This is a genomic window from Microvirga splendida (assembly GCF_016427565.1).
GTDB lineage: Bacteria > Pseudomonadota > Alphaproteobacteria > Rhizobiales > Beijerinckiaceae > Microvirga > Microvirga splendida.
This window is the reverse complement of sequence record NZ_JAELXT010000006.1, coordinates 195,791-208,438: the sequence shown is the minus strand read 5'-3', so window position 1 is coordinate 208,438 and position 12,648 is coordinate 195,791. Positions and strand designations below refer to the sequence as shown.

The 12,648-nt window shown below is 63.4% G+C and carries 8 protein-coding genes; 5 read left to right on the top strand and 3 right to left on the bottom strand.

The genetic code is table 11. From position 1 onward, the window contains the following. Positions 1-260 precede the first annotated feature (260 nt). The 4 genes from uvrA to JAO75_RS25345 all read left to right on the top strand — a co-directional run bounded on the left by uvrA (position 261) and on the right by JAO75_RS25345 (position 8,298). Entirely contained in the window at positions 261-3,257 is a 2,997-nt protein-coding gene (gene uvrA / locus JAO75_RS08845) for an excinuclease ABC subunit UvrA (protein ID WP_199048402.1), read from the top strand. 1,098 nt (positions 3,258-4,355) lie between these two features. Beyond that, positions 4,356-5,096, top strand: coding sequence for a DUF4336 domain-containing protein (locus JAO75_RS08840; protein WP_199048399.1), 741 nt, complete (start codon positions 4,356-4,358; stop codon positions 5,094-5,096). A gap of 77 nt (positions 5,097-5,173) precedes the next feature. Next, on the top strand, positions 5,174-5,983 hold the full coding sequence (locus JAO75_RS08835; RefSeq protein WP_199048397.1) for a class I SAM-dependent methyltransferase: 810 nt from the start codon (positions 5,174-5,176) through the stop codon (positions 5,981-5,983). A 185-nt stretch (positions 5,984-6,168) separates the two neighbouring features. Next, a complete protein-coding gene (locus JAO75_RS25345; RefSeq protein WP_199048395.1) occupies positions 6,169-8,298 on the top strand; it encodes an ATP-binding protein in 2,130 nt (709 codons plus the stop codon). A gap of 32 nt (positions 8,299-8,330) precedes the next feature. Here the strand turns inward: JAO75_RS25345 and JAO75_RS08825 are convergent, their stop codons facing one another. Beyond that, entirely contained in the window at positions 8,331-8,558 is a 228-nt protein-coding gene (locus JAO75_RS08825) for a DUF6894 family protein (RefSeq protein WP_199048393.1), read from the bottom strand. A 208-nt stretch (positions 8,559-8,766) separates the two neighbouring features. Further along, positions 8,767-9,162, bottom strand: a complete 396-nt coding sequence (locus JAO75_RS08820; RefSeq protein ID WP_199048391.1) for a hypothetical protein — start codon at positions 9,160-9,162, stop codon at positions 8,767-8,769. Positions 9,163-9,619: 457 nt separating this feature from the next. On the opposite strand from JAO75_RS08820, the gene JAO75_RS08815 reads away from it, so the two are divergent. After that, positions 9,620-11,353 carry a glycosyl hydrolase family 28-related protein gene (locus tag JAO75_RS08815; protein ID WP_199048389.1) on the top strand — a complete coding sequence of 578 codons (1,734 nt, stop codon included), beginning with the start codon at positions 9,620-9,622 and terminating at the stop codon, positions 11,351-11,353. A 22-nt stretch (positions 11,354-11,375) separates the two neighbouring features. Here JAO75_RS08815 and JAO75_RS08810 read toward each other — a convergent pair whose 3' ends face one another. After that, positions 11,376-12,500: a GGDEF domain-containing protein gene (locus tag JAO75_RS08810; protein WP_199048387.1), complete on the bottom strand. Its 1,125-nt coding sequence runs from the start codon at positions 12,498-12,500 to the stop codon at positions 11,376-11,378. Positions 12,501-12,648 lie beyond the last annotated feature (148 nt).

Sequence of the window (12,648 nt, the reverse complement as noted above, 5' to 3'; positions counted from 1 at the left end):
CACCGTTATATGGACCCGTGAAGATTGAAGCTCGAGAAAAGGACACCCTTCGAGACAAGAACGGCCAAGCTCTCCAGTCTCCGACTATCTTTCTGCCCCAAACTTCTCTGTCTCCCCTCTACCCCATTGCCCTCCGTACCCTCTTTGTTCTAGGATCCTGCTCCTGGAATCATCCGCCGCATTGCGCCGGCGGCTGGGGCATCACATATGCGGGAGCCGGCCTGACGAGGCCGGTCCTCCTCAAAAGGCTAAGCTGGGCAATGGCTAAACTCGACGACCTGTTCAACCGCGCCAAGGCGGGCGATCCGAATGCGCGCGTGATCTCCGTGCGTGGGGCGCGGGAGCACAACCTCAAGAACGTCGACCTCATGGTCCCGCGGGACCAGCTCGTGGTGTTCACGGGCCTGTCCGGCTCCGGCAAGTCGTCGCTGGCGTTTGATACGATCTATGCCGAAGGGCAGCGCCGCTACGTGGAGTCGCTGTCGGCCTATGCCCGTCAGTTCCTGGAAATGATGCAGAAGCCGGACGTGGACCAGATCGACGGCCTCTCGCCTGCCATCTCCATCGAGCAGAAGACCACCTCCAAGAACCCGCGCTCGACGGTGGGCACCGTCACCGAGATCTACGATTACATGCGCCTGCTCTGGGCGCGCGTCGGCATCCCCTACTCTCCCGCCACCGACCTGCCCATCGAGAGCCAGACGGTCAGCCAGATGGTGGACCGGGTGCTGGAGCTGCCGGAGAAGACCCGCCTCTTCCTGCTGGCACCCGTGGTGCGCGGCCGCAAGGGCGAGTACCGCAAGGAGATCGCCGAGTTCCAGAAGAAGGGCTTTCAGCGCCTGAAGATCGACGGCGAATACTACGCCATCGACGAGGCCCCGGCGCTGGACAAGAAGTTCAAGCACGACATCGACGTGGTGGTGGACCGCATCGTGGTGCGGGCCGACATCGCCGCGCGCCTGGCGGACTCCTTCGAGACCGCGCTGGAGCTCACGGACGGCATCGCGGTCGTCGAATATGCGGACGAGAAGGACGAGAAGGGACAGGCGAAGCGCATCGTCTTCTCGTCCAAGTTCGCCTGCCCGGTCTCCGGCTTCACGATTCCCGAGATCGAGCCGCGCCTGTTCTCGTTCAACAACCCCTTCGGCGCCTGCCCCACCTGCGGCGGCATCGGCCACGAGATGCGCATCGACCCGGCCCTGGTGGTGGACGAGAGCCTCTCGCTCAAGCGCGGCGCCGTCATGCCCTGGGCGAAGTCCACCTCGCCCTATTACGGCCAGACCCTCGAGGCGATCACCAAGCACTTCAAGGCCTCCATGACGAAGCCCTGGGAGGAGCTGCCGCAAAACGTGCGCGACGTGATCCTCTACGGGTCGGATGGCGAGAACATCCGCATGGCCTATGACGATGGGCTTCGCGCCTACGAGGTCAAGAAGCCGTTCGAGGGCGTGATCCCCAATCTCGAGCGCCGCTACAAGGAAACCGAGAGCGACTGGGCGCGGGAAGAAATCGGCCGCTTCATGAGCGAGACGCCCTGCGAGTCCTGCGGCGGCAAGCGCCTGAAGCCGGAAGCCCTGGCGGTGAAGATCGCCGGCTCCGACATCGGCGATGCCACGGCGCTCTCCGTAAAGGACGCGCAGGTCTGGTTCGAGAACCTGTCGAAGAAGCTCACGAAGAAGCAGAACGAGATCGCCGGCCGCATCCTCAAGGAGATCCGCGAGCGCCTCACCTTCCTGGTGGATGTGGGCCTGGAATACCTGACGCTGGCCCGCGCCTCCGGCACCCTGTCCGGCGGCGAGAGCCAGCGCATTCGTCTCGCCTCCCAGATCGGCTCCGGCCTCACGGGCGTTCTCTACGTGCTCGACGAGCCCTCCATCGGCCTGCACCAGCGCGACAACGAGCGTCTGCTCGGCACCCTCAAGCGCCTGCGCGATCTCGGCAACACGGTTATCGTGGTGGAGCACGACGAGGACGCGATCCTCCAGGCCGATTACGTGTTCGACATCGGCCCGGGCGCCGGCATTCACGGCGGCCAGATCGTGGCGGAAGGCACGCCCGACGAGGTCATGCACAACCCGAAGTCGCTCACCGGCAAGTACCTGACAGGCGAGATGTCAGTGAAGGTGCCGGAAAAGCGCCGCAAGCGCGATCCCAAGCGCATGCTGAAGGTGGTGGGCGCCAAGGGCAACAACCTGAAGAACGTGACGGCGGAGATCCCGCTCGGGACGTTTACTTGCATCACCGGCGTATCCGGCGGCGGCAAGTCGACGCTCGTCATCGACACGCTCTACAAGGCCGTGGCGCGCAAGCTCAACAACGCCCTGGAGCACCCGGCGCCGCACGAGCGCATCGACGGGCTGGAGCACCTCGACAAGGTCATCGACATCGACCAGTCGCCTATCGGCCGCACGCCGCGCTCGAACCCGGCCACCTATGTGGGCGCCTTCACGCCGATCCGCGAGTGGTTCGCCGGCCTGCCCGAGGCGAAGGCCCGCGGCTACCAGCCCGGGCGTTTCTCCTTCAACGTGAAGGGCGGCCGCTGCGAGGCCTGCACCGGCGACGGCGTCATCAAGATCGAGATGCACTTCCTGCCCGACGTCTACGTCACCTGCGACGTGTGCAAGGGGAAGCGCTACGACCGTGAGACCCTGGAGGTGAAGTACCGCGAGAACTCCATCGCCGACGTGCTCGACATGACGGTGGAGGAGGCCCGCGAGCTGTTCAAGGCCGTGCCGTCGATCCGCGAGAAGATGCAGACGCTCGCCCGCGTCGGCCTCGACTACGTGCATGTGGGCCAGCAGGCCACCACGCTCTCCGGCGGCGAGGCGCAGCGCGTGAAGCTCTCCAAGGAGCTGTCGAAGCGCGCCACCGGCCGCACCCTCTACATCCTCGACGAGCCCACCACCGGCCTCCACTTCCACGACGTGGCGAAGCTCCTCGAGGTGCTGCACGAGCTGGTGGACCAGGGCAACAGCGTGGTGGTGATCGAGCACAACCTCGAGGTCATCAAGACCGCCGACTGGGTGATCGACATGGGCCCCGAAGGCGGCAGCGGCGGCGGGCGCATTGTCGCGCAAGGCACGCCCGAGGACATCGCCGAATCAAAGGAAAGCCACACCGGCCGCTTCCTCAAGGAGGTGCTGCAGCGCAGGCCTTTGAAGAAGGACCCGCCGCAGAAGGCTTCAGCCAAGAAGGAGCCGGCGAAGAAGGAAGCACCCAAGAAGGACAAGAAGGTGACACGTCAGGCGGCGGAGTAGGGTTTGTGAAGGACTGAGTTCAAAGCTCTGTTCTAACAATTATATCATGGTTATAACTCACTATTCCCTCGCAACTGAGGACGCGCAAGCTTGCTCCGACCAGGTCTAAATTTGGATTCATACTTCTCAAACCCGGACTTCGATATTGAACTCCGGAAAGTTGAGTATCAATTTCATCCATATTTGGAGAACTTGACGCAAATTGAACTTAACGCACGGTACCTATCTTTACGCCGGAACCTTCTCACCCTTGTTACACCTGAAAGAGATCCCCCGCCCAAAGAATCTTTCCTTAGTTCTTGGTACTGGTTGCGTAAGTACATTCATACTGTAGGTGAATACGAGAGAAGGAGCTTGCCACTTCCTTCATTTGAGCCACCCTTCGATTTGAACCTGCTCTCAGCAAGAATTCCGTGCAAGCCGCGGTTCCCAAATGCCTGTGATTTTGTCGTTCGCTATGGGGAAATGAGTTGGCTGCCTGACATGCTAACTAAAGGGACAGTTATCGTTAAGCTGGCAGCTACATATAGAGATGATGCCATGAATGATGCTCGCAGAGATGACGAGCTAAGGCATCACACATTCCACAACAGTCGCAGGGTCCGTGCAACTGGTCCCGATGGTTCGCCGATCAAGATTGTTGGCGACATGTGCACAATAGTTGAACTAACACACGATTACTACGTCCTATGCACGTCCTCCGAGTTTGACCCAACTCTTTTTCCTGCCTTCAAAGCCGACGGCTGCTTGGTTATCCATGACATAGACGAGTTTGCCGACCGACTTGAAAGAGCGTTTGCTCCATTGATGAAGGGTCGCATCTTTGCGCACTTCCCCATTGAATACCAAGATCCATACGAACCTCACCCTCACCAAATTGACAGTCCAGGCGCCGTTAAGAACATTTCTTACGCGTATCAGAAAGAGTACCGTTTCGCTTGGTCTCCGTCGTCCGATCCTATGCCACCTACAGAACTCCGGGTGAATATAGGAGACCTTAGAGACATTGCTGAACTGTATCGTTTGCAGGAGATTATCGGAGACCAAGCCTCTAACTACACCGCGAAATAAACCGCTTTTCAGGTGAGACAGAACGCAATGCCCAGCGAAGACGTCACCTACCCTCCCCTCGACGTGCTCAAGCCCGTCGCCGAAAACCTCTGGATCGTCGACAGTGGGCCGCAGGAGGCGATGGGATTGAGCCTGCCGGTGCGGATGACGGTGATCCGGCTGGGCAGCGGCGATGTGTGGCTCCATTCGCCCACCCGGTACAATGCGGAATTGCGGCGGGAGATCGAGACGCTGGGCTCGATCCGCCATCTCGTGGCGCCCAACATCGCCCACTGGACGCACCTCAAGGGCTGGCAGGGCGGCTGCCCAGCGGCCAAGACGTCCGCGGCGCCCAAGCTGCGGCAGCGGCCGCAGGTGCGCAAGGCGGGCCTGCGGCTCGACCGCGACCTGACGGATTCGCCGCCGGACGATTGGGGCAGCGAGATCGAGCAGGCCGTCGTGCCGGGCGGCGCGGGCTTTCGTGAGGTGGCGTTCTTCCACCGGCCCACGCGCACCCTCATCCTGACGGACCTGATCCAGAACCTGGAGCCGCAGACACTGCCGCTGGGAACGCGCCTTTTCGCCAGGCTCACCGGCGTCGCGGCGCCCGACGGCAAGGCCCCGGCCTACCTGCGCTTCGTCGTCCGCCTGCGCCGCGAGGAGGCGAAGAAGGCCGTCTCCCGGATGATCGCCTGGAACCCGGAGCGGGTCATCTTCAGCCACGGCCGCTGGTTCGACCGCGACGGAACGGCCGCCCTGAAACGGGCCTTCGCCTGGCTGCTGGACTAGACTGCACTGCCTCTTCTGCGCCCTTGCCGGGTGCTCTCAAAGGAGCAATCATCGCGGCTTTCCCGGTGGAGGGGACGATGAGTGCCACCGATTCAGCCTTCAAAGGCTCCATTCCTGCCGTCTACGAGCAATATCTGGGCCCGCTCCTGTTCGAGCCCTTCGCAGAGGACATGGCGAGACGCCTCGGGGACGTGGCGCAGGGCCGTATCCTGGAAACGGCGGCCGGAACGGGCATCGTGACCCGCGCCCTGGCCAAGGCCCTGCCGGCCCAGGTGGAGATCACCGCGACCGATCTGAATCAGGCCATGCTCGACCTCGCCCGGACCCGCCTGCAGGCGTCGAACGTGCATTGGATGCAGGCCGACGCGCAGGCCCTGCCCTTCGAGGATGCCAGCTTCGATGCGGTCGTGTGCCAGTTCGGCGTCATGTTCTTTCCGGACAGGCTCACGGGTTACCGGGAGGCCTTGCGCGTGCTCAAGCCCGGCGGACGCCTGCTCTTCAATGTCTGGAACGCCCTCGACCTCAACCCGGTCAGCCGCATCGTGTCGGAGAGCGTGGCGAGAGCCTTTCCCGAAGATCCGCCCCGGTTCATCGAGCGGGTGCCCTTCGGCTATTTCGACCCCGACCGGATCCGCGGCGAGGTGCAGCAGGCGGGGTTCGAGAGCGTCGAGATCGAGGTGGTGGACAAAGTCAGCCGGCCCCCCTCGCCCCGGGAGCCCGCCATCGGACTCTGCCAGGGCACGCCCCTGCGGGCCGAGATCGAGGCCCGGGCCCCGGACCGCATCGGGGAGATCACGACAAGCGCCGAGGAGGCGCTCTCAGGTCGGTTCGGCGCATCATCCTTCGAGAACCGGATGAGCGCTCTCGTCGTAACGGCATGGCGATAGGGAGCCGGATCCAGAACGCGGCAACAACCTCGATCGGGCGCCCTTGACACCCTTTCGCACGGCTATATCTGCCCTGCCGGGCATCCATGCCTTCGCCATGGAAGCCGCCGGTTTTACCTCCCGAGCCAGATCGACGCTCAAGTTCGTGAGACTCCCGCCAGGCAATGCAAGGAAGGTCTTCGTTTGTGGGTCGCGTAACGCCGAAGAGCCGCGCCGTTTTCTGGCCCTTGCAGTTGCTGGTCGTTGCAAGCCTGCTCGGCCCTGCCCTGTTTTTCGCCTATACGGCGTGGGACGATTACCGCCGCATCCGCCAGCACGCGGATGAGCGGATCGAGCGCGCCCTGGACGTGGTTCAGGAACACAGCCTCAAGGCGTTTCAGACCATCGAGCGCACGATTGCCGAGACCAACGAGGTGCTGCGCGACCTCACGCCGGAGCAGATTCGGGCCGAGGAGGCCCGGCTCCAGAGCCGCCTGCGGCGCACCCAGGACGTCCTGCCGCAGATCGAGTCGATCTGGGTCTTCGACAAGGCCGGGCGCCCGCTCGTGTCGAGCACCGTCCTGCCCGTCCCCCGCGATCTCGACAACTCGGACAGGGACTACTTCAAGGCACAGGCCGAACAGGATTCCGGCACCTATATCGGCAAGACCATCACGTCCAGAATCGGCGACATTCGTTTCTTCGTGGTCAGCCAGCGCCGCGCCGGCGCGGACGGGACCTTCGACGGCGTCGTGGCCATCTCGGTGCGGCCCGAGCATTTTCGCGATTTTTACGGTCGGATTGCGAGGGGCATCGCCGATTCCTTCGGCATGATCCGCGCCGACGGCGAGTTCCTGGCCCGCTACCCGTCCCGTGGAAACGAGCCGATGCGCCTCAACGCCCGGAGTGGCTTTGCCAGATCGATCGAGCAGGACCCGCTCTCCGGGCGCTTCCTCGCCGTCTCCCAGATCGACGGGATCGAACGGCGGATCGGCTATCGCAAGGTTCCCGGCTATCCCGTCTACGTGCAGGTCGGCGTCGAGACAGCCGCCGTCTGGCGGGAACTCTGGTCGCAAATGAGCTGGCTGCTGGCCTTCGGCATTCCGGCGACCCTCGGCCTTTTCGCCATCAGCCTCCTGGCCCTGCAGCGCACCCGCAGCTTTCAAGCCGAGGTCGAACGGCGCGAGATGGCCGAGGCCGCTCTCAAGCAGGCCCAAAGGCTGGAGGCCGTCGGCCATCTCACCGGGGGCGTCGCCCACGACTTCAACAATCTGCTGATGGTCGTCAAAGGCAATGTGGACCGGCTGCGGCGCTACGCCATGGAGGAGCGGCAGAAGCGGTCCCTCGACGCGATCGAGACAGCGGCCGGACGCGGCGCAAGCCTCGTGCGCCAGCTCCTGTCCTTCTCCCGCCAGCAGACGCACGAGCCGGAGGTGGTGGACCTGTCCGGCTACCTGCTCGACCTGCAGGACATGCTCCGCTCGTCCCTGCGCGGCGACATCGCGATCGAGATGCGGGTGCCGCCCGGTCTGTGGAACACCAAGGTCGATCTCAGCGAGCTCGAACTCGCCATCCTCAACATCGCCGTCAACGCCCGGGATGCCATGCCCGACGGCGGACGGCTGCTGATCGAGGCCTGGAACCTGAACCTGCGCGATCCCGACGTTCTGGGCCTCCAGGGGGAGTTCGTCGCGCTCAGCCTCACGGATACGGGCAGCGGCATCCCCGAGGACGTGCTGCCCCACGTGTTCGAGCCGTTCTACACCACCAAGGCCGTCGGCAAGGGAACCGGCCTGGGCTTGAGCCAGGTCTATGGCTTCGCCAAGCAGTCGGGCGGCACGGCGACGGCGCTGGCCGAGGCCGGGCGCGGCACCACGATCACGCTCTACCTGCCACGCACGACAGAGGTTGCAACCGGCGCGCTCCCGCAGGTCGCGGAACCTCCGGTTCGAAACGCACATGGCCATATTCTCCTGGTGGAGGACAATGGCGACATTGCCGAGGTGACCCGCGCCAGCCTCGAGGAGATCGGCTTCCAGGTCACGCATGCGGCCGATGCCCGTGCGGCGCTCGCGGTCCTCCGGTCCGGAATCCGGGTCGATCTGGTGTTCAGCGATATCGTGATGCCGGGCGATCTCAATGGGGCCGACCTGGCGCGCATCGTTCGCAGCGAGCAGCCTTCCCTGCCCGTCCTGCTCGCCACCGGCTACAGCAACGTGGCCCAGGCGGCCATGGACGACGGGTTCACGATCCTTCGCAAGCCCTATGACTCGGCGGAACTGAGCGCCTGCATTCACCGGGCCATTGGGATCGTCCCGCTCAAGGCGAGCGCGTAGGCAGGCTCACGAGACCCGGAGGCCGCGAGCGTTCAGTGCAGGGTTTCCATCAGCTGCATGGAGTGGAGAAGGGTTCCGTGGGGGCAGACGATTTCCAGCCGCCACCCTGACCAATCACCGGCCTCGGGGCCGATTTCCGCCCTCAGTTCCTCAATGGCGACGAGAGCCTGCGCCTTGGCGCTCTCGAGATCACGGACCTCGATGCCTGTATCGTCGACAATCTCGTCATGATTGCTCACGAGGTGGAAGAAGCAAAGCATGTCAGGCCGTCTACCCACTCGGGAAGGATGGAAACTGCTAGCGGGTTTTGCTGGCGAAGTGAAGAGGCCTTGCGCCTCCTCTCTGCTTATTCGCCTTTCGCCTAAAGCATCGGACCCAAAAGTGGACTTGCACTTTTGGGATCCATCCGATGCCTTCTTCTTGGAGAAGAGCATCGTGTGGCCCGGACCCAGCGGGCCGGACGATGCTCTAGGCCTCCGAATCCAGCGGCTGAAGATTGTCCAGGGACACCCAGCCGATATCCGGCCGGGGCACGGGCGCCAAGTAGGCCCGGCCTTCCTCAACCCGCTCGATGCGGCAGGTGATGGCCCTCTGATCGCCAGGAGGACGGTAAACCACGATGCTTCCCGCCTGGATCCGGTCGGGGTGCTCGGACGGAGCCGGCACACCGGACGGCAAGCTCTCCGCCGCCGCATCCCGTCCGGCCCTGACCCGCTCCAGCGCGGCGATGGCCAGCTTCGCCCGATCCCGGTACCGCTCGCTGACCGGCCTCAGGAGCGCCCCCCGTGTTCGTCCCGGATACCACGAGACGCCGCCCGCCTTGGCGAGTTCCTCTGCAACGGCTTCGATTTCTTCGTCTGTCACACCCGCCCCCGCGATGACTAGCCCAGCGAAACGTCTCACAATCTGATCGTAGAGACCTTAACGCAAAGTAATACACATATTCATCTCTCGACCGAAAGTTTTCTTCGCTCACATCTTCGTTCTGGAAATGAGGCGATCCTCGGCGGCCGGAGATCCGCGACGGCGGCTTGCGGCGCCGGTGAGTATCCCTGTTACAAAGGCATTAACGGTGCAGGAGTGAAACGATCTGCCTCATCGAAGGGCCGATGGGCCGTGCAGGGCGGCAAGTAACATTGCGGTAAATCTCGAATAATTCCTGCATCGTGAGCCGGATAACATATTGGCCGCGGGAGCCGATCCTCATCTTCCGTACCTGATGATTACCTCCAAAGCTATCGAATGCTCAAAAATAGCCGCTCCCATCTGTCGCGAACGCATTTAAGCATTCTGGCTCCTTTCCTTATGAGGGATATTCGGCATGCCTGTCATCAACGCCTCGAGTTTCGGCGCAACCGCAAACGATACGAGCGATGATTCAGCCGCTATCAATGCAGCCGTGAAGGCGGCACATGCGGAATACATCAAGAACCCTGCCGCCGGCCGTGTGACCGTCGTCCTGCCGGCCGGCACCCTGCTCGTCAAAGGCAGCGGCGACAAGAGCGACGGCGCCGTCTCCATGCTCAGCGGCACCGCGCTTCAGGGCGCCGGCATGGGCCGGACGATCCTCAAGGTGGCTGACGGTTGGGCGGGCGACATCACCGGCGTGGTGCGCACCCCATTCAACGAGGTCACGTCCAATGTCGGTGTCTTCGACCTCTCCATCGACGGCAACCGCGATGCCACGACGGGTAAGATCGACGGCTTCTACACGGGCGTGAGGCCCGGGAGCACCGAGCAGGACAGCGACATCCATGTGTCGCGCGTGGAGATCCTCGACTGTTCGGGCTACGGCTTCGACCCGCACGAGCAGACCCTGCGCCTGATCATCGAGAACAGCGTGTCCCACGGCAACGGGCTGGACGGGTTCGTAGCCGACTACATCGTCAACGGCATCTACCGGAACAACATCGCCTACAACAACGACCGGCACGGCTTCAACGTCACGACCACCACCACCGGGCTGCTGCTCCAGAACAACGTCGCCTACGGCAATGGATCCACCGGCGTGGTGGTGCAGCGAGGGTCGGAGGACATCCCCTGGCCGAGCAACATCCAGATCGTCGGCGGCCACTACTACGGGAATCAGAAGGAAGGCATCCTTCTCAACATGGCCGACAACGTCACCATCGATGGTGCCAGGATCTACGGCAACTTGAGCAACGGCGTTCGGGTCGAGGGCTCGACCGACACCGTCGTTCAGAACAGCCGCATCTTCAACAACGCGCAGGGCGGCGACAACACGTTCGACGAGATCAGCATCCGCATGCGGGTGGATGCGACCACGGGGCAAACCTACTATTCCGTGAACACCCAGATCCTCAACAACACGATCTATTCCGACGGCGCAATCGATGCCCGCTACGGGATCCGCGAGGAGCGGACGAACACGGCCGGCGGTCCCACCCTCATCAGCCTCTACGGCAACACCATCTCCGGAATGGACTCCGGCGCAATCTTCACCCTGGTCCAGAAGTGGATCGGCACAGCCGGATCCAACGTATTCCGCGGCACCTCGTTCGACGAGGATCTGAGCGGCCGGTCCGGCAACGACACGATCCGGGCCATGGGCGGCAACGATCACGTGTTCGGCGATGGCGGCAACGACCGGCTCTACGGCGGCGATGGGCGAGACTGGCTCCACGGCGGCAACGGAAACGACAGGCTCCATGGCGGGCGCGGGAACGATACCCTGTTTGGCGACTCGGGACGCGATGTCTTCGTCTTCGACGCGAAGCTCGGGTCGTCCACCACGGACCGGAAGGTCAACTTCGACACCGTGGCCCAATACAGAGCTAAAGACGACTCGATCTGGCTCGACAACGCCATCTTCCGCAAGCTCGGCCCCGGCAGCGCCGGCAAGCCACAGAAACTGGATGCCGACCATTTCAACGCGGGCAACAGGCCCAAGGACCTGGACGACTACATCCTCTACAACAGGAAGACCGGGATCCTGTCCTACGATTCCGACGGCTCCGGGTCCCGCAAGCCGGTGGAGTTCGCTCAGTTCAAGAAAGGGCTCGCCCTGAGCCACAACGAGTTCTTCGTGGTCTGAGGCCGGGCGGGAGGGCCCGCATTCAAGCCATCACGACGATGTTCCGCCCGCTCTCCTTGGCGCGATAGAGCGCGCGGTCCGCGCGACGCAGCAGATCCTCGGTCATGGATCGGGACACCGTCGCGCAGCCGATGCTGACGGTCACTTCTTCGTTCGTCGCAAGGGCAGCCCTTCCGGCTTCGGCGAAGGCGTGGCGGATGTTCTCGGCGAGCCTCGCGGCGTCCTTCTCCCCCATGGGGAGGATCGCGGCGAACTCCTCACCGCCCAGCCTGCCGAATGTCCCCTTCGGCAGGTTGTCGGAGAGCGTGCGGGCGAAGACGCCGAGGATTCGGTCGCCGGCGGCATGGCCATGACGGTCGTTGATGGCTTTGAAGTTGTCGAGGTCGAACAGCAGGCAGCTCGCCGGCCGGTCGTGCAGGCGATCGAGCAGCCTGGAGGCCGCCTGCAGAAAGGCGCGCCGGTTTGGAATGCCGGTCAGGTCGTCGACGAGAGCGGCCTGCTTGTACTCGAACTTCAGGCGTTCCTTGGCCATGGACAGGAACATGAAGGCGAGCGTCGGACCGATCACCACCAGGAACAGGGCCATCTCCGACGACCAGCGCCGGCCGAAGCTGTCGATCCAGGGAACGGAGGTCAGCGAGATGCCGAGCAGGCCGCGCAGGAGATTGAAGACGGCAAGACCCGACAGCAGCACCACTGCTACTCGCTGAGAGGCGAGCGGCTGCACGGCATGGCGCCACAGCTCCCAGGCGGCCAAGCCCGAGTAGCTCCCCGTCAGAATACAGGCCAGGATGAGCCTGTACCCCTGCGAGTCGTAGATGAAGGGAAAGGCTGCCGCCCAGATGGCAACGCCGAGCCCGAGCGGAATGATGAGGCCGCGGCGGTCGTTGAAGATGCGGCAGCCGACATAGAGAGCGCCATAGGCCAGGATCCCGGCGGCATTCGCCAGCAGAAGGACCGGATAGCTCGGAGGCCCCTTCCCGAGATTGGCCGTGCCGATCCCGATTCCGATCAGCCAGAAGGCGCTTCCCCACCACGCCATGGCATTGAGCCGGCGATTCAGGGTCCATGAGAATATCAGCAGCGTGCCGAGCACGGCCGACAGGAGCACGAATGCGACAGTGAGGGTGGCAGGATCAAGAACCATCGGAAGTGTCGTCATCCGTTCGATCAGACCGCCGCAAGGATGACCTCCGCAGGTCATTCCCCTGCGGAATGCGGGGCAGGCTATCTCCCATAGCCGTCCGGATGTCCAGCGCCATCGCATGCGGCGGATCGGCGTGCGCTCGGAACGA